This is a genomic window from Puia dinghuensis (assembly GCF_014642875.1).
GTDB classification, from domain to species: Bacteria; Bacteroidota; Bacteroidia; order Chitinophagales; family Chitinophagaceae; genus Puia; species Puia dinghuensis.
On record NZ_BMJC01000001.1, the window covers coordinates 167,335 to 192,053 of the forward strand.

The window sequence follows — 24,719 nt, forward strand, 5'->3', positions numbered from 1 at the left end:
GGCTTAAGAATATCAATAACACGGTAGACATGTTTTACAGCACCGATGGCGTCCATTGGCGTAAGATCGAGAGCTCTCTGGAAGTTTCCGGGATGAACCACAATGCGCTGGGCGGCTTTCTGAGTTTGAGGATAGGACTTTGCTCCATCGGTGATGGCACTGTGCGATTCAGGGATTTCAGGTATAAGGCGATAGAATAAGTTGTAGATGAAAAAATATGGTATACAGATACTGTTGGCATTGCTGATGTCGGCGACGACGACAAGGTCACAGCAAATCGTCAGAAAACAGTTATTTGATAATAACTGGAAGTTTTGTTTAGGTGATATTCCTGATGCAGAAACAAACAGATTCAATGATGATGGTTGGCGTAACCTCGATCTGCCCCATGATTGGAGCATCGAAGGGGAAGTAAATCCTAAAAACCCGACGAAAGGCGCCGGAGGATACTTTCCTGCGGGGGTGGGCTGGTATCGGAAAACCTTTGCAGTTCCCAATGAATGGAGAGGTAAAAGCATTTCTGTCTATTTTGAAGGGGTTTACATGAACTCCGAGGTTTTTATCAATGGAAGATCGCTTGGGGTCCGGCCTTATGGCTATTCCGCATTCAGTTATGACCTTACGTCTTACCTGGATCCCGGCCATGAAAACGTCATAGCCGTGCGGGTGGATAATTCAAAACAGGTGAACAGCCGGTGGTACAGCGGTTCAGGCATCTATCGACATGTTTGGATGGTGGTTACCGATCTTGTGCATGTGGCCAATTGGGGAGTATCGATTACTACCCCTGAAGTTAGTTCTAAAAGCGCGACCGTTCGGATAAAAACATTGGTAAAGAACGAAACCGGCCTTCCTCAACGTATTGTTCTTAAGACCAGGCTTAGCACCGGAATATCTAAAAATGCAGGGATTGGTCAAGTCAGCACCGAGCTGGCTGCCAACAGCGAGAAAGAAATTACACAGACCGTAATGGTGTCAGATCCGTTGCTGTGGACTCCGGAAACCCCCCAATTATATGCGGCTGAGATACAGGTGTTGAAAGATAAAAGAGTAGTTGACGCAACAAAGACGGATTTTGGTATCCGTTCCATACAATTTACCGCTGAAAAGGGTTTCCAGCTTAATGGCAAATCGTTAAAGATCGATGGCGGCTGTGTGCATCACGATAACGGTTGCTTAGGGGCTGCTGCGTATGACCGCGCAGAAGAGCGAAAAGTCGAGCTGCTGAAATCAGCCGGATTCAATGCGGTCCGTACTTCTCACAACCCGCCCTCCGAAGCTTTCCTGAATGCGTGCGACAGATTAGGCTTGCTGGTGATCGATGAAGCATTCGATTGTTGGAGGATGGGTAAAAACAAGTATGATTATGCCACCTATTTTGATCAATGGTGGAGGCGTGACCTGGAGACCATGATCGTTCGGGATATAAACCATCCTTCTATCGTACTGTGGAGCATAGGTAATGAAATAGTGGAAAGGGGGACCCCAGAAGCGGTAAAGACCGCAAAAATGCTCGCTGGTGCGATAAGGAAAATAGATACATCCCGCCCGATGACCTCAGCGATCGTAGAAAATGGTAAAGATTGGGCAGCACTTGATCCGCTGATGGCAGCGCATGACGTTGCCGGCTATAATTATCATTTATATGCTGCGCCATCCGACCATCAGCGAGTGCCTGCACGGATTATCCTTCAGACCGAGTCGTATCCCAAAGATGCTTTTGCCACCTGGAAACTGGTGCAAAACAACAACTATGTCATTGGCGATTGTGTTTGGACCGCAATGGATTATTTAGGCGAATCGGGGATAGGGCGTTGGTACTATTCGGGCGATGTGCCGGGTGAACATTGGGAGAACGATCTTTTTCCCTGGCATGGAGCTTATTGCGGCGACATTGACCTGATCGGCTGGCGAAAGCCCATATCGCACTACAGGAACCTGCTGTATAATAATACTGAGAACCTCTATATGGCTGTCCGGGAACCGGAACCGGCGCCTCTCGAGATCAAAGAAACCTGGTGGTCGGTATGGCCGACCTGGGAAAGCTGGACATGGCCCGGGCTCGAAGGAAAGAATATCCAGGTTGAGGTTTATTCCAAATATCCCAGCGTCAGGCTTTACCTAAATGAAAAGCTCCTGGACGAAAAGCCGGCAACCGAAGAACAGGAATACAAGGCTTCCTTTTCAGTGCCCTATTCGCAAGGCGTTTTAAAAGCTGTTGGCGTGGAAAATGGTAAGGAAATCGACTCAGCTATTTTGCGAACTTCGGGCGATGCCGCGAAAATCAAACTGATTGCCGATAGGAAAGAAATGATGGCGAGTGGCCAGGACTTGATCTATATTACAGTTGAAATAATGGATAAGGATGGGGTATTCCAGCCCAACGCCGACGGCCGCCTGCATTTTAAAATAGACGGGCCCGGTGTGATTGCAGGGGTGGACAATGGCGATATGAAGGACACGGACAAATATGTAGCGGATAACCGCAAAGCATGGCACGGCCGGGCGTTGGTTGTCATTAGAAGCACCCATACTGCGGGGGAGGTTAGACTTACGGTGACATCGCAAGGGTTGCCCGATGCTTTTTTGGATATTGCAACAAAATAAACTCACAACTTCTAAAAATGAAACGAAGAACATTGATCAAGGGAATTGCCGCCACATTGCCGTCCTGGTGGTTATCCCGCGCCTTGGGTAATAATTTGTTTGGAGAAAACCATTTGATAGAATCCATTGCAAAAGGTCCATTCGACCCGACCTGGGAATCGTTACAGAACTTTAAAACACCCGATTGGTTTCGTGATGCCAAATTTGGCATGTGGGCGCATTGGGGGCCGCAGTGCCAGCCGGAAGCCGGGGATTGGTATGCAAGAAATATGTATGAGGAAGGATCATGGCAATATAAAATCCATCTGGAAAAATATGGACATCCTTCAAAGTTCGGCTTTAAAGATGTGATCAACGAATGGAAAGCAGAGAATTGGAATCCCGAAGAATTGGTGAGTTTGTATAAAAAGGCGGGCGCCCGCTATTTTATGGCGCTGGCCAATCATCACGACAATTTTGATTTGTACGACAGCAAGTATCAGCAGCATTGGAACGCTACTAAAATAGGTCCGGGTAAAGATTTGATCGGCGGTTGGGCAAAAGCGGCAAGAAACAATGGACTTCCCTTTGGGGTAAGCGTTCATGCATCGCATGCATGGCGCTGGTATGAAGTGGCGCAGCGTTCGGACAAAACCGGGCAATATGCCGGCATTCCTTACGATGGAAAGCTTACGAAAGCGGACGGAAAAGGAAAATGGTGGGATGGCCTGGACCCGCAGGATCTATATGCGCAAAATCATCCGTTGAGCCAGAATAGTTTAGATAATGAGTTCAACCCAGCGCAATGGGATTGGGGTAATGGCGTATATCCCCCAGATAAAGCATACATCGAAAAGTTTTATAACCGAACGATAGACCTTATCGACAAATACAATCCGGACGTAGTTTATTTCGACGACGACCAGCTTCCGTTCTGGCCTGTTAGTGATGCAGGCTTGCGCATTGCCGCTCATCTTTACAATAAAAGCATTAAAGAACATGGGGAGCTTCGGGCGATCGTCAATGGAAAAAAGTTAAATGAAGACCAGCGCAAGGCCATGGTATGGGACATCGAAAGGGGGCAAGCCCACGCTATTCAACCGCTTCCCTGGCAAACAGATACCTGTATCGGAGGCTGGCATTATGACCGTGGGTTGTATCAACGCGATGGTTATAAAACGCCAAAGATGGTGATACAGTCACTGGTTGACATCGTGAGTAAGAACGGCAATTTAATGTTGAACATACCTGTTCGCGGCGATGGTACGATCGACGAAAAGGAGAGGGGAGTGGTGGATGAAATTGGCAGATGGATGCAGGTGAACGGTCAAAGCATTTATGGTACAAGGCCATGGAAAATATTTGGTGAAGGACCTGCGCAGGAGGAAACGCTAAGCGATCAAGGTTTTAATGAAGGGAAAGGAAAGCCGTTTACGGATGAAGACATTCGCTTTGCAGTCAAAGGCGATGTGCTTTATGCTACTGCAATGGGCTGGCCGAAAGACGGGAAACTTACGATAAAGAGTTTGGCCAATAACAGCCAGTATTTCCCGAAAGAGATCCAAAAAGTGGAGTGGTTACCAACCGGGCAGTCGCTAACTTTCGAAAGAAGGGAGAAGGGGCTGGTGGTTGTTCTGCCAGAAAAAACTTCGGATGAGTTGGCCTACGCAAATGTGGTAAAGATTCGTTATGCTTAGAAATTACCTGGTAACCACTTTCAGAAATCTGGCAAGAAATAAAACTCTTGCTTTAATCTATTTGTTCGGCTTGGGAGTCAGCATTGCTGCGTGCATGCTTATTTTGGTATGGATCAGATACCAGCTAAGCTTTGACAAGTTTAACAACAATGCTTCCAACATCTATCGTGTTTATCCTCATATATTGATGAACGGGAACAACTTCACTTCGTCAATGGCTCCGCCGCCGCTTGCCGATCTGATGAAGCGCGAAATTCCGGAAGTAAAAGCCATCACAAGGATCTGGAAATACAATAGCCTGGCTGTAAGCAATGAAGAGAACGGTAGAGTAGTGAAAACGTTTAATGAAGAGGTATACCAGGCAGACTCCACTTTTTTTGACATATTCGACTATAAATTTTTGCAGGGCGATCCACACGAGTCGATGACTAAGCCTTTCACGATCGTTATTACAAAATCTGCTGCTATTAAATATTTTGGCGAAGCCGCTTTTAATAACGGGACTATACCCGGCAAGGCGTTGACGCTTAAGTTTGGCGGATGGGGAAATTTTCAGTGCAAAATAACCGGTATAACGGAAGATGTGCCACCGAATGCACACTTTCATTACAATATTATATTCTCCAATGTGTCCGACCCATGGAATCGGTCGCAGGTGTGGGTTGATAATACATACTATACTTACGTACTGCTGCAAAATGGAACTGACCCTTCTGTTATTGAAAGAAAGCTTTTACATGCTGTTACGCCCTTTGTCGATCCGCAACTGCGAGCTAACTTTAACACAAGCTATGTCAACCTTAAAGATAAAGGCAACTATTGGGAATATAAATTACAGCCACTCACTTCCATTCATCTGCACTCAAACTTTGAAAGAGAACTGGAGCCGGGGGTGTCATTCAGCAATTTGTATATCCTGGGCACTGCGGCCGTCTTCCTGCTTCTGATGGCTTGTATCAATTACGCGAATATTTCCACCGCCAACACGATGCGGCGCTCAAAAGAGATAGGCATACGAAAGACGTTGGGGTCATCGAGAATAAGGCTGGTCGGGCTCATATTTGCTGAATCAGGCGCTATAAGTTTGATCGCATGGTTGTTGGCCGTGGTGATTATTATAGTGCTGCTTCATCCATTTGAGCAAATTATGGCTACTGAACTTCCTGCATCAGGACTTGTGAGCGGTGTTAATCTGGCAATATTCCTCGCCTTATTTTTTGTGGTAACTGGTTTGGGCGGTATTTATCCGGCATTGTACCTGTCTTCGTTCAATGCAGTAAAAGCCCTTAAGGGAGCAATAAGGCCGGGCAGGAAGATGATGAGCTTCAGGAGTACATTGATCGTAGTGCAGTTCTTTATATTTATAGCGCTTATATCCTGTGCTATATTTGTCGATAAACAGTTGAATTTCCTGCACAGCCAGTCTCCGGGGTTTGATAGAGAAAATATCCTGGTGCTGGATGACCCATCTATGTTATTAGCGCAAAAAGAATCGGCTTTTGTTACAGAGCTAAAAAAGAACACAAATGTTATTTCGGCCAATCCGTGTATCGATTATCCCGGCAGCGGCCTGGACAATTTCCCTATCGCAGCCAACTACATCCCAGGAACCAGAGATCACCTTCTGGCCAACTTCAGCGCAGGCTACGACTTCCTCAAAACGTTTGATATCCCGCTGTTGCAAGGCAGGGATTTCAACCCGCAGTCAGATAATGATACCGTACAACGTATAATTCTTAATGAAGCGGCGGTAAAGGAGCTTGGTATTCAGGAGCCGGTGAATAAGATCATCAGCACCAAATACCTGAATGCACTTGACATCAGGACGAAGCGATATGAAATTGTCGGTGTAGCAAGAGATTTCAATTTTCAATCCCTGCATAAAGGCATCCGTCCTATTGCTATTTTCCTCAATAATCAAGGGACTTATGTAGCTGTAAGGATAAAAGGCGGCAATTTGCCAGGCACAATTGCGTACATTAAGAACCTTTGGAATTCGTTCGCGCCGGGCGGGGCTTTCGAATATCATTTTTTAGATGAGCGTGTAGACAATTTGTACAAAACAGAATCTGTTCTAAGCCGGGTACTAAACGTACTTACGTTCTTTGTCATTCTCGTTGCAGTGATGGGGTTAACCGGGCTTACGGTATTAACCGTACAGCAGCGGACCAAAGAGATCGGTATCAGGAAAGTAGTTGGCGCCTCTCTTTATAATATCGTGGCGCTGTTCTCAAAAGAGTATATAAAATGGATATGCCTGTCTTTCATTCTGGCGACGCCAGTCGCATACTTCTTTATACAGCAATGGCTGCAAAGCTTTGCCTATCGGATTACGATAAGTTTGTGGGTGTTTGCTGCGGCCGCAGGTATTGCAGTCTTTTTGGCGCTGGCGACCATCGCTTTCCACGCTGTAAAGGCCGGACTGGCAAATCCTGTGACAAGTTTAAAGAGCGAATGATGAATATCAGAATCGGGATCATTCTTTGTTTGCTTACTTGCTTTGACATGAAAGGGATGGCTCAGCATCCCAGGGAAAGGATCAATTTCAATAGGGACTGGCTATTTCAATTGGGCGATCATCCGGGAGCGGAAGGTATGCGATACGACGACGCAGGGTGGGAAAGGATCGGCCTGCCGCATTCTTTCAGCACACCGTATTTTATGTCGCCACAGTTCTACATGGGCTATGGCTGGTACAGGAAACATTTTACGATAGAAAAAGCGGGCGATGGGAGGCATTGGTCACTGGAGTTCGAAGCGGCATTCCAGGATGCCGAGGTTTTCGTCAATGGTCAACGGGTGGGACGGCACCAGGGAGGGTACACCGGTTTCACAATTGACATTACGGATGCTTTGCGGCAGGGAGATAACTTGGTGGCAGTGCGACTAAACAATCTCTGGAACCCGAGGCTGGCGCCCAGGGCCGGTGAGCATACTTTTTCGGGTGGCCTTTACCGGGATGTATACCTTGTCGGTACGGGGGCCGTGCATGTAGCCTGGTGCGGGAGCTACATTACCACACCCGAAATTTCGGCAGCGCATGCAAGGGTGCGTGTGCAGGCGGAGGTAACCAACCACCTGGATTCGGCATGCGAGGTGGAAGTAAGGACCCTGGTGGTTGACGCGGTGGGGAGGGGCGTTGCCCGATTCGTTCAGAAGCAGCAACTCGCGCCGGGGGAAACCCGGAATATCGATCAGTCCGGCCTGCTGCGGTGCAGAGCCCGTCTATGGTCTCCGGAGAATCCATACCGGTACCGGGCAGTAATCTCGTTATATGTCGGCGGGCGAAAGGCGGATGAGTACATAACCCCTTTTGGTATCCGGTCAATCCGGTGGAGTGCGGACAGCGGGTTCTTCCTGAACGGCAGGCATGTCTACCTGCGCGGGGCGAATGTGCACCAGGACCATGCAGGATGGGGGGATGCCGTGACGAATGCGGGTTTCTACCGGGATGTCCGGTTGATGAAGGAGGCCGGCTTTAATTTTATCCGGGGCTCGCATTACCCGCATGACCCGGCTTTTTATGATGCATGTGACAGCCTTGGCATGCTGTGCTGGTCGGAAAACCCCTTCTGGGGTATCGGCGGCAGCGATAATACCCCGGAAGGTTCCTGGAACTCCAGCGCTTACCCGACTATTGCGGCGGATCAGGGGCCTTTTGAGGAAAGCGTTCACCAGGAATTGGAGGAGATGATCAGGATCCAGCGAAATCATCCGTCTGTGATCATATGGAGCTTATCCAATGAGCCGTTCTTTACGGCGCCGGCCACCTTACAGAAGGCAAAGCGGCTTCTGAAGACCTTGGTGAACATCGCCAATACCTGCGATCCGACGCGGCCGGCGGCTATCGGCGGCGCTCAGCGGCCGCTCGACAGCAACCGTATCGACAAGATTGGACAGGTGGCAGGTTATAACGGAGACGGTGGTGCGTTGCCGATATTCCGGGATCCGGGGATTCCAAGCGTAGTGGCAGAGTATGGGAGTGTATCGGCAAAGCGGCCGGGGAACTATGCTCCGGGGTGGGGCGACCTGGCGGTGGATAGCGGTCATGCGGTTCATCCCTGGCGGGCAGGGCAGGCGGTGTGGTGCGGCTTCGATCACGGATCGATTGCCGGGGGGCAGCTCGGTGAGATGGGGATCGTGGACTATTTCCGCATACCCAAACGGGCCTGGTACTGGTACCGGGCGCATTACAGGAATATACCGCCACCGGAGTGGCCGCGTGAAGGGGTGGCGGCAGGGCTGCGGCTCGAGGTGGACAAGCAAAGCGCATCAACGGACGGAACGGATGACATTCGCATCATGGTCACCGTGGTGAATGCCGACGGCAGGCAGGTGAGCAATAGCCCGCCGGTCGACCTGGAGGTCCTTTCCGGACCCGGAGTCTTCCCCACGGGACGCAGGATCCATTTTGCGCCGGGTAGCGATATCGCTATTGCGGATGGTCAGTCGGCGATCGAATGCAGGGCGTGGTATGCCGGTGATTGTCGCATTGTCGCCAGCTCACCAGGACTTACCTCCACATCGACCACTATCCGGTTCACAGGAGCCATCCCATATAGGCCAGGTATCACTCTTCAGAACAACGGAAACCCCTACATAAAATTTACCGGTGAGCGGCCGGACACGGCTATGCGGCATTTTGGGAGGAATAACCCGACTTTCGCCAGCAGCGCCGCGGCGGGGCACTCGCCCGGATTTGCCGCGGACGGCGATCCGCTTACGTATTGGTGTCCTTTGACGGAGGACAGCGCTGCCTGGTGGATGCTCGATATGGAAAAGAGCGTGGAGGTGGATAGCATCGTTGTCGATGCAGAAACCGCAGACGACTGCCCATACGAGATCGAGATCGGGTTAAATGGTCATTGGACACCCCTGGATGATGTGAAGGACGCGAGGGCGCGACGGACAATTCCGGTGGCAGCCATGCCGGGGCGATATGTGCGGATAAAATTTCAAGGCAGGTGCAAGGCCCGGCTGTCGGAAGTAATAGTAAGCGGCCGGATCTTGCCATAATAATGAGTAAGAACGGCACCCCGCTTGGGCGCACTGGATTAGAGTTTCACGGGCTGTTTTGAAGATGCGGTCTTGTAGATTGCTTCGACAAGGCGGATATCGCGCCGGCCTTCCTCGCCCGGCGCCAACATGGGTCGCTTTTCTATAATGGATAGGGCATCGTCGTCCATTTGTTTGGCCTGTTGGAAGGGAACCTCGTATGGATGATGGATAATACCCAGGGGGCTGGTGCCGTTCTGGCCATTGTATTCGGAATAGGGCTGCATTTTTATGTCTCCCTTATCACAGCTGATCGTAATAAAATTCATATACTCCCCAAAACTGGTTTTGATGTCGGCGGTCACACCACCGGGAAATTCGAGCATGGCAATGGTTGTTTCATCGAGGCCGTTTTTGTAGATCTCCGGTCGCGTAGTGGAGGTTTCGGCTGAAAGGATGGAGGTTGGTTCCATGCCTGTCCCTAATCTGGCTCCCTGGATAGCATACACGCCCATATCGTACAATACTCCGCCACCCATCTCTTTTTTTTGCTTCCAGTGATCGGTGCGATTTTCGCGGTAGCCGGCCGCGCAGTTGACTTTCTTCACCTTGCCGAGGTGTTGTCCTTGCACCAATGCGCGCCACTCCTGGGTATTCGGCTCATGCTGCAGGCGGTAACCGATGGCAAGCGACTTTTTGTTGGTCCGGCAAGCATCGATCATGGCCGTGCATTCCGCCTCCGTCAATGCCATGGGCTTTTCGCACCATACTTCTTTGCCTGCGTTGGCGGCCTTTATTACGTATTCTTTATGCATGGAGGGTGGTAAGACTACGTAGACCACATCGATATCGGGGTTATTGGCGATGCTGTCGAAGTTCTGATAGTTGTAAATGTTCTTGTCCGGAATATTGTATTTTTTTTGCCACGCTTGTGCCTTGGCAGGGGTACCCGTTACGATGCCGGCGAGGTAACAGTGTCTGGTTTGTTGCAGGGCCGGCGCCAGCAGGTCGGTGCTATAGTAGCCCAGGCCGACCAGTGCTACCCCCAGTTTGTCTTTGGAGGCTCTTGGAGTGGAGAAGATCGTCCTGGGAGAAAGCAGGAGGATGCCGCCGCCGGCAGCGATCGTTTTAATGGCACGTCTCCTTGAAATGAAGTTCATACGATAACAATTTAAGGTTACGACAAAGGTAAAATTCGGGTTCGAATAGCTGGAAGTCTTCGCCGGGGATACTGAATTCAATTGATTGAATAAACGTGTAAGAATTTAAAATATGTTAATATCAATTGATATACAATTACATATGTAAATATAAGGAAAAAGGGAAAAATATTTTATTCAATCGATTGAATTTTTTAGCTTTGAAACCGATTGCATTGCAAGGCTTGACGCCGGGAACAAAATTCATTGTCACAACTAAAACGCTGCTTAATGAAACGATGTTTGCCATGTGGGGAACCAAATTATCCCCCCGCACGCCGACTATGGCGTAGTCACCCTCTTGGGTTTTCCCTTATTTTAATGCTCTCCCTTCTCTCCTCGCTGACGGGCTTCGCCCAGCAACGGATCACCGTAACGGGCCGGGTTATTGCTGCCGACTCGGCGGTCAGCGGGGCGACCGTACAGGTAAAAGGCGCCAAAGATGCCGTGCAGACGGGAGCCGATGGCGGGTTCTCCATCAATGCCCCGAAAGGCTCCAAACTGGTGATCACCTTTGTCGGTTATGCGTCGGAAGAGATCGCCGCCGCCGCCACCTTCACGGTCGTACACCTAAGACAGACCGCACAACAAGGCAGTGAGGTCATCGTGGTTGGTTACGGCGTGCAAAAAAAGGCCACATTGACGGGATCCGTGGCCCAGGTATCGGGCGCAGAGATCGCCGTGAGCCCTTCCCCCAACGTTGGCGCATCGATGGCGGGTAAACTGCCGGGCCTCATCGTTAATCAAGGTAATGGCGAACCGGGCAGGGATGATCCGAATATCCTTATCCGGGGTATGGCTACCATTCCGAATCCCGACCCCAATGCCCCGGTGAATAGCGGCCCCCTCATTATCATCGATGGGGTGGAGCGCAGCCTGATCACCCGGCTCGACCCAAACGATATCGAGACCATTTCCGTGCTGAAGGATGCCTCTGCAGCCATCTATGGTGCGCGTGCTGCTAACGGGGTCATTCTCGTGACGACGAAGTCGGGGCGAAAGGGTAAGACGGTCTTCGACTTCAATTATAATTACGGTATCCAGGATGTAACGAAGATCCCCAAGATGCTGGATGCGCCCACGTATGCACAGGTATATAACGAGGGGTTGTTCTACCGCGAAGGGCGCCCTACGAACTTCACGCCATTTTATTCGGATTCGGCGATTCAGAAATTCAAGAACGGGTCCGACCCCGTCCTCTACCCCAATACCGACTGGGTAAAAGCGGTGCTCAAATCCTCGCATGTCCAGAAGGTCGGTATTCAGGCCAGCGGCGGTTCAGATGCCGTCCGGTACCTGCTGTCTTTCGGCTCGACAACACAGAATGGCGATTTCAAACACAGCCCGGATGATTTCCAGCAATACAATATGCGCCTCAAGCTGGATGCGGATCTGGCCCCCAACCTGACCGTTGGCGCAAACATTTCGGGCATTTTCAGGGATGCTACCTACTCTTCTGTTACCGGGCAGCCAGGAGCAGGCACGGGTGTTAACTTCGTCAATATCTTACAGTCGAACCCCACCCTGGCCGCGATCTATCCCAATGGATTGATCGCTCCGGGCCGGTTGAACCAGAACCCGCTGCTGCTGGATCAAGAGGGTTTTGACAAGATCAGCAATGGTTCCATCTACACTACATTTACGGGCACCTACCGCGTGCCCTTTGTTAAAGGGTTGCGAGTGGATGTATCCTATAACTACGACTTTGCGAACCAGTTCGAGAAACTCTGGCAGATCCCGGCCTATTTCTACTCGTACAATGTCAATACGGGGAATTATGATAAGCTACTCCAAAATACAGCTATCCAGCTGAACGATATCTACAACAAATGGACCACACAGCTGACCAATGCGCGGTTCACCTATGACCGGACCTTTGCCGGTAAACACCATGTGACGGCCCTTGTCGGGGCGGAGCAGCAATACAATACCAATTCCTTTACCAATGCGGGTCGCAAGAATTTTGTGAGCTCCGCCGTTCCGCAACTCAATGTGGGCAGCACGGCCGCGGCGGATCAGAGTGTCGCCGGCAGCGCCTCCGCGGGAGCTTATAACAACTTTTTCGGCCGGCTGAACTATGACTTCGCATCCAAATACCTGCTGGAATTCTCGTTCCGGGACAACGGCTCACAGATCTTTCCCGTGGGCAAGCGCTACGGCTTTTTCCCGGGCGGTTCGGCAGGATGGGTGCTTTCCGAAGAGAAGTTCATGCATAACATCCCCGCCATCACCTACCTGAAACTAAGGGCTTCTCACGGCGAACTGGGCAACGACCGGGTGTATCCCTACCAGTACCTGCAGTCTTATTCCTTCGGGAACAACTACGTATTCGGACAGGCCGATGTGCCCGGGATCCATCCGAACACGGTGCCCAACGCGGATATCACCTGGGAGGTGAGCAAGAAGACGGACTTCGGCCTGGTGGCCACATTGTGGAACGGCCTGCTGGGGATCGACGCTACCTATTTCCTGGAGCATCGTTCGAAGATCCTGGTGCAGCCCAATCTTTCCGTGAGCAATATTTATGGCTATCCCAGCCTGCCCAGCGAGAATATCGGGAAGGTGAACAACCAAGGCTACGAGCTGATCCTGACGCACAAGCAGTCCTTCAACAACTGGTCTTACTCGATCCTGGCGAATCTCAGCTACGCCAGGAGCAAGATCATCTATATGGATGAAGTACCCCATGCGGAACCCTGGCAAAACCAGACGGGCCACCCGATCGGTTCCGCGCTTTATTACAAGGCCATCGGCATCTTCAAGGACCAGGCTGACCTGACGAGGAATGCCAACCAGGCCGGCACCGGCTCGCAGGTAGGCGACCAAAAGATCGCCAATCTGAGCGGCGGTTCGCAGATCACGGCCAATGACCAGTTCCGCTTCGATTATTCCGCGATCCCCATGGAGACCTTTGGCCTCACTACTATTATCCGCTATAAATCCTGGGATCTAAACCTCTTCTTCTACGGGCAGACGAAAGCGTACAACTTTGACCAGGTGTATGCGAACCTGGGCAACACGGACTTTTCCAATGCGATGGTGGCCAGGGCGAACAATCGTTGGACGGTGAGCAATCCCAACGGCAGTCTTCCCCGGTCCAATGAGTGGACGCCAGGCGCGACCACTTTGTACCTGAAGGATGCAACCTTTATCCGTCTGAAGACGGCTGAAATAGGTTATAGCCTGCCCCATAGCCTGATAACAAGGACGAAGACCTTCAACGATGTGCGGTTCTATGTCAGCGGCTTCAACGTGCTCACCTGGGCGAAGGCTATCAAATATGCCGACCCCGAGATCAGCGGGAACTCCACTACGTACCCGCAACAACGGATCATCAATTTTGGATGCACAGTCAAGTTTTAAAATTGTCAACAGATATGAAAAAAATACTTGTCATAATCATCATTGCCGGCAGTCTGGCGGCTTGCCGAAGAAATGTGCTGGACATTCCTCCGCAGGACAGGATCGCAGAGAATGTCGTCTGGACCGATCAAAACCTGGTGGCTGCTTATCAGAACAGCCTGTACAACGGGATACCCCATGGTTTCTACCTTCATATGTACTCGAAGTACAGCGACGAAGCGATCAATACGGCGCCATGCTGCGGGGCGGATATCTTCAAGCAGAATACCTACAACCCGGACAATATCGCCAGTGTCAACAACGGCGATTTCTGGGGCGGATATATGTATTACTGGACCCAGGGGTACCAGTATATCCGGCAGGCTAATTATTTCCTCCAGAAGATGGCGGCCGCTGGTTCGATCAGTTTCCCGACCAAGACGCGATTGATCGGGGAAACGCACTTCATAAGGGCATTCATCTATTTCAACCTCATCGAACGCTATGGCGGCGTGCCAATCGTCGATACGGCTTACACATTGGGCGATAGCGCGAATTTCAAGCGGAACACCTTCGACGAATGCGTAGCCTTCATCAAGAAAGACCTGGACGCCGCAAAGACGGCTTTGCCGCAGCGATACCAGGCAACAGACCCGAATTTTGGCCGGGCGACGCAGGACGCCTGCCTGGCGTTGTGGTCACGGGTTACGCTATACGCCGCTTCGCCCCTGTTCAATACGACCAGCGATCAGTCCAGGTGGCAGACGGCCTCCGACGCTGCCGCCGCGCTGCTCAACAGCGGGTATTCATTGTATTCGGATTACCGAACCTTGTTCAACCAGCCAAGCGGCAGTGCGGAGAACGAGTATATTTTTACCCGGGAGTTCACCACGGCCAACGGTACCCAGTATCCCATGCACAACCTTGGCCGCCGCTATGGCGCCTACGGCGGATGGTGGGCGAGCAACGGTCCTTCGCAGAACCTGGTCGACGATTATGATATGGCCACGACGGGTGAGCCGCCCTTCAAGTGGACCGGCGGAGGACCTGGGGCAACGACGGCGGCTACGCAGTCGCCCAACCCAGTTTCGGGATACGATCCCAACCATCCCTATTGGAACAGGGACCCGCGGTTCCAGGCGACCGTCTGGTGTGATTCGGGGACCTATCACGGCGATACCCTTTTTACATGGATCGCTTCCGATGGGAATTCCTGGGGATTCGACTCTTATAAACAAAGCAGTGATAATCCCGAAGGAGGATATATCCTGAAGAAATTCATGCCGGACAATGGGCCGATCAACTGGCAGACGTTCTACACAACACCGTGGCCTTTCTTCCGCCTGGCGGAGATCTACCTCAACTATGCCGAGGCGCAGTTCAATCTCGGTAACGAGGCCGTATGCCGGCAATACATCAATCTGGTGCGGGCAAGGGTAAACATGCCGCCGGTCCCCGCGACGTATACCGGCACGGCCTTACGCGACCGGCTCTACAACGAACGACGCATCGAGTTGGCCTTCGAGGGACACCGGTTCTTCGACGAGCGGCGGTGGACGATCGCAGGGGATATAGAGAACCGGCCACTGCGGGGAATGAAGATCATCAAAAACCTCCAGACCGGAGTGACGACATACACGCCAGTAACCTGGCTGCAGAAGATCCCTTATACCAGCGCCATGAACTTAATACCAATTGAAAGGGCGGAAATAAAGCGGGACCCGAATGTGACGCAATCGCCGGGCTGGCAATAGGGCTCTCCCGGCGGCGGGAAGACAAATGGTTACTGCCGCCGGGAACTTTGACGGATGCGGATCTCGGAAGCAATGACGACGGTTTCGGTCTTCGGCATCTCGTCCTGTTGGTAGATACGCTGGAAGTAAAGCTCGGCGGCTTTCCGGCCCAATTCCGCGCTGTGCTGGTCGATGGTCGAAAGGGAGGGTGTGACAAGTTGGGAAAAGGTCTCGTCGGCAAAGCCGAATACACCCAACTGGGAAGGAATAGTGATGCCAAGGGCGGCAGCGGCGTCCATTACCCCCAGGGATTGGAGGTCGGACACGGTGAAAATGGCGTCCGGGCGGTTGGGAAGCCTCAACAGGGGTAAGGCAGCTTGATTTGCACGTTCGCGTGAGAGAACGTTGTCGATGATGAAATTGTAAGGAATAGACAGGTTGGCTTCGGCGATGGCCGCGATGAACCCTTCCTTGCGCTCCCGGAAGATCTTCACGAGGTCCGGGCCGCCAAGAAAGGCAATGTTCCGGTAGCCCTCTCGGATGAGGCTCCTGACGGCTTCATAGGACACTGCCTTGTTATCATTGATAACCTTGAAGCTGTCGAAGGCATCAAGACAACGGTCGAATTGAATGACGGGGATCTTGTTCTTTGCAATCTGCCGGAGATGATCGGTACTGGCCGTTTCTTCCGCATTGGAGATGAGGATACAGTCGACATTCTGATGGATAAGGGTTTCGATGGCCTTGCCTTCCTTTTCGTAGGACTCGTGGGACTGGCAGATGACCAGGCTGTGGTTATTGGCAAAACAAACCTCTTCGATGCCTGAAATGGCATCGGAAAAAAAACTCTGGTTGATATGTGGAACGACTACGCCGATGGTCCGGGACTGACCACGCCGAAGATTGGCAGCACGCGAATTGTGCTTATAGTTGAGTTGCTCAGCCTTTTCCCTTACGCGCTGCCGCATGCTCTCGCTGACGGATTCGTGGCTGCTCAGCGCTTTGGAGACATAGGAGGGGGAGATGTTGAGTTCCTTGGCAATGTCATAGATCGTCGCGCGTTTTCGGCTGTTCATGTCAACTTTTTCAATGTTGAAATTAGGTTGAATTCATGAGAAACAATAGCCTTATGGAAATAAAATTACCGTCGGTTGTATTCGGTACCAGCGGACTGGGAAATCTGTTCGCCGCCACCCCCGAGGAGGTTAAAACACGGGTCGTGGAGGCATGCACGTCCTTGTCAGACGCACCGGTGGTCTTTGACTGCGCCGGCAAATACGGGGCCGGTCTGGCGCTGGAAGTCTTGGGCCGGGCACTGCGTCGGCTGAATGTCGATCCACAGGATGTGGTCATCAGCAATAAATTGGGCTGGGTCCGAAGCCCATTGCTCGGCGATGAACCAACGTTCGAGCCGGGGGTCTGGAAGGACCTTCGTTACGACGCAGTGCAGAAGATTGGTTACGACGGGATACTGGAGTGCTTTGAACAGGGGAATCAATTGCTGGGCGGCTATACGCCGCAAATGGTGTCGGTGCATGATCCGGATGAATATCTGGCCGGCGGCGGTGTGCAAAAGGGCCTGGATCTCCGCCGTTATGCAGATATTCTCGATGCCTATGAAGCCTTGTTCGACCTGAAGCGCCAGGGGCGGGTGTCGGCAGTCGGCGTCGGCGCGAAGGACTGGCGCGTGATAAAGCAGATCGTGGAGGATGTGTCACTGGATTGGGTGATGTTTGCCAATAGTATGACCGTGAAAAACCATCCGCCGGAGTTGATGGACCTCATCAGAAAGCTGGCTGATCGGGGCATTGCAGTGATCAATTCCGCCGTTTTTCATTCCGGGTTCCTCGTAGGTTCTGATTACTTTGACTATCGAAAACAACAACGCGCTGACGCAGCTTCGGCGCCCCTGTACCGATGGCGGGAAGAGTTCTTTGCCGTCTGCGACGAATTCCAGGTGACGCCTGCGGCGGCTTGCGTGCAGTTCGCCCTAATGGTGCCGGGCGTCAGCAGCATTGCGTTGCACTGCTCCGAGGCCGGCCGGGTAAGAGAGAACCTGGACCTGGCGGCCCGGCCGCTCCCGGAGGAGTTTTGGCGGGCATTGCAGGAGCGGCATCTGATCGATGTGGATATCCCGGCATTCGTGCGGTGATCGGCTAAGGAATTCATTAACAAACATACTATTTTCAATGAAGGAGATCCTATTTGCAGCATTGCTGGGGATGACAACAATATCCTCTGCTCAAACAGCAGGCGAACTGACCCTTTGGTACCGGCAGCCGGCAGGCGCCCGGTGGGAAAATGCCCTGCCGGTGGGCAACGGCCGGCTGGGCGCGATGGTTTACGGAAATGTCGGGCTCGAGAACATCCAGCTAAATGAAGAGTCGGTATGGAGCGGTAGCCCTAACCGAAACGATTACCCGGAGATGCTGGCGGCGTTGCCGGAGGCCAGGAAGCTCATCTTCGAGGGAAAACAGGCTGACGCGCAAAAGTATCTCGAGCAGTCCGTAAAGCTGAGTAAATCGAGCGGCCAGATGTTTGAGCCGGTAGGGAGCCTCCGGCTGGCTTTCGACGGTCATGACAATTATAGCCATTACCGGCGGGAACTGGATATCAGCCGGGGAATCGCCACGACCACGTACACAGTAGGGGACGTTCGCTACACCCGGCAAGTGCTGGCATCGCTGCCCGATCGGGTAATCGTGGTGCGGTTGACGACCAGCAAGCCGGGAAGCCTCTCCTTCAGCGCCTCTTATACCACTCCGGAAAAGAATGCGGAGCGGAAGACGAACGGCGGCGGGGAACTCGTCATCTCGGGAACCACGATGGATCACGAAGGCGTCAAAGGAATGGTCCGTTACGAAGGGATAGCTAAGATCACAACGGAAGGTGGTGCCATACAAAAGTCCGATACCTCGCTGCTCATCAGCAGCGCCGACGCCGCGACCATCTATATCTCCATCGCTACGAACTTTGTCAACTATCACGATCTGACCGGGGATGCCCATGCCCGCGCGACGGGCTACCTCGCAAAAGCATCCGCAAAGTCGTTTGCGGAAATCGAAAAAGCGCATATAACTGCCTTCGGCCGCTATTTCGACCGGGTACAGCTCGACCTCGGCCACTCGGACAACGACAGCCTGCCCACCGACGAACGGCTCAAAAACTTCCGCAACGCCAACGATCCGTCCTTCGTGACGCTGTACTACCAGTATGGCCGGTACCTCCTCATCTCCTCCTCCCAACCGGGCGGCCAGCCGGCCAATCTGCAAGGCATCTGGAACGACCGGTTGATGCCGCCCTGGGACAGCAAATACACCTTGAACATCAACGCGGAAATGAATTACTGGCCGGCGGAGAAGACCAATCTTCCCGAGATGCACGAGCCGTTTCTGCAAATGGTACGGGACTTGTCGGTCACGGGCCGGGAGACGGCCCGGGTGATGTATGGGGCCCGGGGATGGATGGCCCATCACAATACAGACATCTGGCGGAGCACCGGCCCCGTGGACGGGATGTTCTGGGGCCTGTGGAGCGATGGTGGGGCATGGACAAGCCAGCATTTATGGGAACATTACCTGTATAACGGCGACAAGACCTGGCTCGCTTCCATCTATCCGGTAATGAAGGGCGCGGCGATGTTCTATGTCGACGACCTGGTCGAAGACCCCCGAAACCACTGGCTGGTGATCAATCCCGGAACATCACCCGAGAACGCACCCAAAGCGCACGGGAATTCTTCACTGGACGCAGGCACCACGATGGACAACCAAATGGTCTTCGATATCTTCAGCACCGTGATTCGGGCATCGGATATCCTTCACCGGCACGACGCTTTTATCGACACCCTGAAAACCCTGCGCGCCAAATTGCCTCCCATGCATATCGGCAAGTATGGCCAGTTACAGGAATGGCTGGATGATGTAGACGATCCTAATGACCATCACCGGCATATCTCCCATCTGTACGGACTCTTCCCCTCCAATCAGATCTCACCCTACCGCACTCCTGAACTGTACGCGGCAGCCAGGAATACGCTTATCCAGCGGGGTGATGTCTCGACGGGCTGGAGCATGGGCTGGAAGGTCAACTGGTGGGCGCGGATGCTGGACGGCAATCATGCCTATAAGCTCATCCAGACGCAGCTTTCACCCCTGGGCGTCAACCCGGAGGGTGGGGGTACCTACTCCAACCTTTTCGATGCACACCCGCCATTCCAGATTGACGGCAACTTTGGCTGCACCTCGGGCATTACGGAGATGCTCATGCAAAGCGCGGACGGCGCGCTGTTCGTGCTGCCGGCCTTGCCCGACGCCTGGCCCGCCGGCAGCATCCGCGGACTCCGGGCAAGGGGCGGCTTCGCGATCGAAGATATGGAATGGAAGGACGGTAAGCTGACAAAGGTGGTGATAAAGTCCAACCTTGGTGGACGCCTGCGCCTTCGCGTGCCCAATGCACTACGCTGCCTCGACGGCGCCCTTTCGGCCGCTACGGGGCCCAACGACAACCCTTTTTATCAGACGGAACAAATACCCGGGCCCGTCATCTCGCCGGAGGCGAAAGGGATCGCGACTGACCCGAAGCCGACTCTGCTATACGATATCGCCACACAACCGGGCAAGAGCTACACCTTTCTGGCAGACAACGCTCCCGGCCTTGAACCCTCCCCAAAAACTACGAATCGATGAGAACTCCGATAGCACTACTCCTTCTCCTAATAACCGCCTATCCAGCCGCCGCACAACGTCTGCGCCTCGAATCGCCCAACCACCGCATCGTCGCCAATCTGTATTGCACGCAGGGCGGCGACAAAGGGGACTGGTACCTGGACCTATCCGGCATGATCCCAAAGATCCCGTTAGGACTGGTACGCAGCGACCAGGCTTTCTGGGACGATCTTCACTTCATAAAAGCCGGTAAGCCGCTGGCCATTGACGAGCAGTATACGGCCATCCACGGCAAGCGGTCTCTTTGCCGGAACAGGGCCAATGAGATCACTGTTTCGTTCGAGAATGGAAAGCACTCGAAGCTCGAGTTGATCATCCGCGCTTATGACGACGGTCTGGCCTTCCGCTACCGATTCCCCGATGCAGGAAATTCGGTCGTCGTGAAAGAAGAGATCACGGCCTATACGGTTGCCCCGGGCACGGCCCGCTGGCTGGAAAAATGGAACCCGGCCAACGAAGGCCTCTATAAGGCCATGAAGGACGACAGCGTTCGACAGGATTGGTGTTACCCCGCCCTGTTCAACGTCCCCGGCTCCGAGAAATGGTTCCTCGTCCATGAAGCGGACCTGGACCGCACGTATTGTGGTTCCAAACTGAGCAATATCGCCGCCGGCGACTCCTATAAGGTCACCTTCCCCGACCAGAAGGACGGCCGGGGCCTCGGCGCCTCGACGCCATCCATCCGCTTGCCCTGGCAGTCGCCCTGGCGGGTGATCATTGCCGGAAACCTCGGCGACATCGTCGCATCCACCCTGGTAGAGGACCTGTCACCCCCCTCCGTCCTTCAAAGAACGGATTGGATCAGACCGGGCCTTGTCTCCTGGAACTACTGGTCGCATAATCATGGCACGAAAGATTATAAGGTGATCTGCGCCTTCACCGATCTGGCGGCAAAAATGAACTGGCCCTATACGCTGTTTGACTGGGAGTGGGACGCCATGGGAAATGGCGGCACGCTGGAGGACGCGGCGAAATACGCACTCTCTAAAGGCATACGGCCACTTATCTGGTACAATTCCGGTGGACCGCATACATTCGTGACGGCCACTCCGCGGGACAGGATGTTGACACACGAAAACCGGATGGAGGAGTTCCGGAAATTGAAACAGTTGGGATTTGCAGGAGTAAAGGTCGACTTCTTCGAAAGCGAGAAACAGGAGATGATCCGGTACTATCTCGATATCCTCGACGATGCCGCAAAGGCGGAACTGATGGTTTATTTCCACGGCTGCATCGTGCCCAGGGGATGGTCGCGCACCTGGCCGAACCTGATGACCTGCGAAGCGGTGCGCGGCGCGGAATGGTACAACAACGGACCGGATTTTACCATGACGGCTCCCGAACACAACTGTACACTCCCTTTCACCCGGAACGTGGTCGGCCCCATGGACTATACACCCACGACCTTTACCAACTCACAGTTCCCCCATGTCACCTCCTATGGTCATGAGCTGGCGCTGAGTGTAGTGTTCGAATCCGGCTTACAGCACCTGGCCGATCGGCCGGAAGGCTATGACGGGTTACCCGACGCGGCAAAGCACTTCCTCATGGAAGTTCCCAATGCCTGGGATGATATCCGGCTGCTGGATGGCTACCCGGGACAGGACGTCGTTCTGGCGCGGCGCAAAAGCGAGGCTTGGTGGCTGGGTGGCCTCAATGCCGCACTGCGGGAGAAGACAAAAAAGCTGCGCTTCGGATTTTTACCTGCGGGCGTGAAATATAAGCTGACGCTCATCGCCGATGGAGAACATGACAAAGCGCTTGCAACAACCTACCAGGTGGTGGACAGTTCGAGCGAGGTGGAGGTGAAGATGCTGCGCCGGGGCGGCTTCGCCGCGACGTTGACGCCCGCACAACGGCTGCCTTACCAGGATCCGGCGTTGAGCGCCGAAGAGAGGGCAAGGGACCTGATCTCCAGGCTGACTCTCAAAGAAAAGGCACTGTTGATGCAAGACCAGTCTCCCGCCATCCCGCGTCTTGGAATAAAGAAATTCAACTGGTGGAGCGAGGCGTTGCATGGACTGGCCAATAACGACAGTGTCACCGTATTCCCCGAGCCGATAGGCATGGCCGCGTCGTTCGACGACACACTGGTCTACAGGATATTCGACGCCGTTTCGGACGAGACGCGTGCCAAATACAATGAAGCAATGAAAAGGGGCCAGGAGAACCGGCGTTTTTTAAGCCTTTCCGTCTGGACACCCAATATCAATATCTTCAGGGATCCCCGCTGGGGTCGTGGTCAGGAGACGTATGGCGAAGACCCATATCTTACGTCGCGGATGGGCGTGTCCGTGGTAAAAGGATTGCAGGGCCCTGCGGATGCGAAGTACCGGAAGCTTCTGGCCTGCGCCAAGCATTTTGCCGTGCATTCGGGCCCCGAGTGGAGCCGGCATGTTCTGAATGTGAACAATGTGGACCCACGGGACTTGTGGGAAACGTATCTGCCCGCCTTCAAATCTCTCGTCAGGGACGCAGACGTCCGCGAAGTGATGTGCGCGTATCAACGCATAGACGACGAACCCTGTTGTGGGAACAACCGGCTGTTGCAGACCATCCTCCGGGAGGATTGGGGCTTTAAATACCTTGTCGTGTCGGATTGCGGCGCCGTCACGGATTTTTATTCCAGTCACAAGGTCTCTTCCGATGCGGTGCATGCTTCGGCAAAAGCCGTTTCGGCAGGCACGGACGTGGAATGTGTATGGGCCGGATATGCCTTCGCGCATCTCCCGGATGCCGTTGCGAAGGGACTGATCACTGAAAAGGAGGTCGACCAGCATTTGTTGCGTGTATTGACGGGCCGTATGGACCTGGGCGATTTCGACGAGGATGCCCTGGTGCCCTGGACGAAAATACCCTCCTCGGTGATCAATAGTCCGCAGCACCGGGAGCTGGCTCTAAACATGGCCCGCGAGTCGATGACGCTCCTTCGGAACAAGGATAATATCCTTCCTTTGAACCGGGCGGTGCGCCCGGTGGCCGTTATCGGTCCCAATGCGGACAATGAGACGATGCTATGGGGAAATTACAACGGCAAACCCCTGCGGACGATTACCATCCTCAACGGCATCCGGGGGAAGGTCAACGCACAGTCCGTGGTTTATGACAAGGCCTGCGATCTCGTGGAGAATAAAGTGACGCTAAGCTATTTCTCAAAGACATCGATCAATGGAGGGACCGGGTTTAAAGCGAGGTATTGGAACAACCGGGAGATGACAGGCGATGCTGCCGCTACCGACAGGATCACCCATCCCCTGAAGATGACGACCGCAGGGGACCATGAATTTGCGCCGGCCGTCAAACTCGTGGGCTTCTCCGCCAGCTATGAAACGGAATTCGAGGCGCCCGAGACGGAAGAGATCGTATTCAAATGCGGCGCCACCGGTCATTTTGAACTGCTTGTCGACGGCGTCTCGCTGGCGAGACACAACAACTGGCGAACCCTGCCATCGAGGGTCCCTTTTAAAGTCGAAAAAGGGAAAAAGTATACAATCGAGATCCGGTATGCCCAGCTGAATAATTGGCAGGCTAACCTGGAATTCGACTTTGGGAAAGAAGTGGACATCGATTTCTCGTCGCTGATAAACAAGCTGAAAGGAGTGGATGTCGTGATATTTGCGGGTGGCCTTTCCACCTTGCTGGAAGGGGAGGAGATGCCCGTGAATTATCCCGGCTTCAAAGGCGGCGACAGGACGGATATCGAGCTGCCCGAGGTGCAGCGTAATTGTCTGAAGGCATTGAAGGCTGCCGGCAAAAAGGTGATATTCGTCAATTGTTCCGGGTCAGCCATTGCATTGACCCCTGTGATGGAGAGCTGCGATGCGATCATCCAGGCCTGGTACGGAGGTGAGTCGGGCGGGCAGGCCGTGGCCGATGTCTTGTTCGGCGATTACGATCCGTCGGGCAAGTTGCCGGTGACCTTTTATAATAGCTCCGACCAATTGAAGGATTTTGAAAGCTATTCGATGAAAGGCCGGACCTACCGGTACATGTCCGATCCGCTTTTCCCGTTTGGATTTGGATTGAGCTATACCAATTTTTCCATCGGGAATGCCGATGCCGGCAATAAGGTCGTAACGAAGGAGAACGGCTTATCGCTGGCCATACCCGTGTCGAATACCGGCAAGCGCACAGGGACGGAGATAGTGCAGGTCTATATCCGAAGGGCTGACGACAGCAGCGGGCTGTTGAAGACCCTGCGCGGGTTCAGGCGGGTGACCGTGCCGGCAGGGAAGACTGTCGTGGCGACCGTCGGGCTTCCGTACAGCGCCTTTGAATTCTACAATGACGAAAAAGGACAGATGACGGTTACCCCCGGAGACTATGATGTATGGTATGGGAATAGTTCTGCGGACAGAGACCTGAAGAAGATCAGCGTTACGGTGAGATAAACGTCCATCACCATGGCAAAATTGAAGGACCTGACGATCTATGACCTCG

12 protein-coding genes are annotated in these 24,719 nt (G+C 53.2%); 10 read left to right on the forward strand and 2 right to left on the reverse strand.

What is annotated here, in order from left to right; translation table 11 throughout:
• From IEY39_RS29675 to IEY39_RS00570, 5 genes are all read left to right on the forward strand, one after another.
• Positions 1–200, forward strand: a 200-nt coding sequence (locus IEY39_RS29675; protein ID WP_229688706.1) for a hypothetical protein, incomplete at its 5' end; no start/stop codon positions are given.
• 7 nt (positions 201–207) lie between these two features.
• Positions 208–2,607, forward strand: coding sequence for a glycoside hydrolase family 2 TIM barrel-domain containing protein (locus IEY39_RS00555; protein WP_229688707.1), 2,400 nt, complete (start codon positions 208–210; stop codon positions 2,605–2,607).
• 17 nt (positions 2,608–2,624) lie between these two features.
• Positions 2,625–4,283, forward strand: a complete 1,659-nt coding sequence (locus IEY39_RS00560) for an alpha-L-fucosidase (protein ID WP_188927467.1) — start codon at positions 2,625–2,627, stop codon at positions 4,281–4,283.
• On the forward strand, positions 4,276–6,741 hold the full coding sequence (locus tag IEY39_RS00565; RefSeq protein WP_188927469.1) for an ABC transporter permease: 2,466 nt from the start codon (positions 4,276–4,278) through the stop codon (positions 6,739–6,741). Before IEY39_RS00560 ends, IEY39_RS00565 begins: the two co-directional genes overlap by 8 nt.
• Positions 6,738–9,299, forward strand: coding sequence for a glycoside hydrolase family 2 protein (locus IEY39_RS00570; protein ID WP_188927471.1), 2,562 nt, complete (start codon positions 6,738–6,740; stop codon positions 9,297–9,299). Before IEY39_RS00565 ends, IEY39_RS00570 begins: the two co-directional genes overlap by 4 nt.
• Positions 9,300–9,337: 38 nt before the next feature.
• Here the strand turns inward: IEY39_RS00570 and IEY39_RS00575 are convergent, their stop codons facing one another.
• On the reverse strand, positions 9,338–10,438 hold the full coding sequence (locus tag IEY39_RS00575) for a Gfo/Idh/MocA family protein (RefSeq protein ID WP_188927473.1): 1,101 nt from the start codon (positions 10,436–10,438) through the stop codon (positions 9,338–9,340).
• A 360-nt stretch (positions 10,439–10,798) separates the two neighbouring features.
• On the opposite strand from IEY39_RS00575, the gene IEY39_RS00580 reads away from it, so the two are divergent.
• Together IEY39_RS00580 and IEY39_RS00585 are read left to right on the forward strand one after the other, a co-directional pair.
• Positions 10,799–13,840, forward strand: a complete 3,042-nt coding sequence (locus IEY39_RS00580) for a SusC/RagA family TonB-linked outer membrane protein (protein WP_188927475.1) — start codon at positions 10,799–10,801, stop codon at positions 13,838–13,840.
• A gap of 14 nt (positions 13,841–13,854) precedes the next feature.
• Positions 13,855–15,573, forward strand: a complete 1,719-nt coding sequence (locus IEY39_RS00585) for a RagB/SusD family nutrient uptake outer membrane protein (RefSeq protein ID WP_188927477.1) — start codon at positions 13,855–13,857, stop codon at positions 15,571–15,573.
• Between the two features lie 29 nt (positions 15,574–15,602).
• Here the strand turns inward: IEY39_RS00585 and IEY39_RS00590 are convergent, their stop codons facing one another.
• A complete protein-coding gene (locus IEY39_RS00590; RefSeq protein ID WP_188927479.1) occupies positions 15,603–16,628 on the reverse strand; it encodes a LacI family DNA-binding transcriptional regulator in 1,026 nt (341 codons plus the stop codon).
• A gap of 53 nt (positions 16,629–16,681) precedes the next feature.
• On the opposite strand from IEY39_RS00590, the gene IEY39_RS00595 reads away from it, so the two are divergent.
• The 3 genes from IEY39_RS00595 to xyl3A are packed head-to-tail and all read left to right on the forward strand — an operon-like array spanning position 16,682 to position 24,670.
• Positions 16,682–17,704 (forward strand): aldo/keto reductase, encoded by a 1,023-nt coding sequence (locus IEY39_RS00595; protein WP_188927481.1) that lies wholly within the window; start codon positions 16,682–16,684, stop codon positions 17,702–17,704.
• A 37-nt stretch (positions 17,705–17,741) separates the two neighbouring features.
• The gene (locus IEY39_RS00600) at positions 17,742–20,240 is read left to right on the forward strand and encodes a glycoside hydrolase family 95 protein (RefSeq protein ID WP_188927483.1); all 2,499 of its coding nucleotides are present in this window, start codon (positions 17,742–17,744) and stop codon (positions 20,238–20,240) included.
• Entirely contained in the window at positions 20,237–24,670 is a 4,434-nt protein-coding gene (xyl3A, locus tag IEY39_RS00605; RefSeq protein ID WP_188927490.1) for a xylan 1,4-beta-xylosidase, read from the forward strand. Before IEY39_RS00600 ends, xyl3A begins: the two co-directional genes overlap by 4 nt.
• Positions 24,671–24,719 lie beyond the last annotated feature (49 nt).

Bases quoted from the DNA above. Each gene is read 5' to 3' on its own strand.
- IEY39_RS00555 (WP_229688707.1), top strand. From the start codon at position 208: ATGAAAAAATATGGTATACAGATACTGTTGGCATTGCTGATGTCGGCG.
- IEY39_RS00560 (WP_188927467.1), top strand. From the start codon at position 2,625: ATGAAACGAAGAACATTGATCAAGGGAATTGCCGCCACATTGCCGTCC.
- IEY39_RS00565 (WP_188927469.1), top strand. From the start codon at position 4,276: ATGCTTAGAAATTACCTGGTAACCACTTTCAGAAATCTGGCAAGAAAT.
- IEY39_RS00570 (WP_188927471.1), top strand. From the start codon at position 6,738: ATGATGAATATCAGAATCGGGATCATTCTTTGTTTGCTTACTTGCTTT.
- IEY39_RS00575 (WP_188927473.1), bottom strand. From the start codon at position 10,438: ATGAACTTCATTTCAAGGAGACGTGCCATTAAAACGATCGCTGCCGGC.
- IEY39_RS00580 (WP_188927475.1), top strand. From the start codon at position 10,799: ATGCTCTCCCTTCTCTCCTCGCTGACGGGCTTCGCCCAGCAACGGATC.
- IEY39_RS00585 (WP_188927477.1), top strand. From the start codon at position 13,855: ATGAAAAAAATACTTGTCATAATCATCATTGCCGGCAGTCTGGCGGCT.
- IEY39_RS00590 (WP_188927479.1), bottom strand. From the start codon at position 16,628: ATGAACAGCCGAAAACGCGCGACGATCTATGACATTGCCAAGGAACTC.
- IEY39_RS00595 (WP_188927481.1), top strand. From the start codon at position 16,682: ATGGAAATAAAATTACCGTCGGTTGTATTCGGTACCAGCGGACTGGGA.
- IEY39_RS00600 (WP_188927483.1), top strand. From the start codon at position 17,742: ATGAAGGAGATCCTATTTGCAGCATTGCTGGGGATGACAACAATATCC.
- xyl3A (WP_188927490.1), top strand. From the start codon at position 20,237: ATGAGAACTCCGATAGCACTACTCCTTCTCCTAATAACCGCCTATCCA.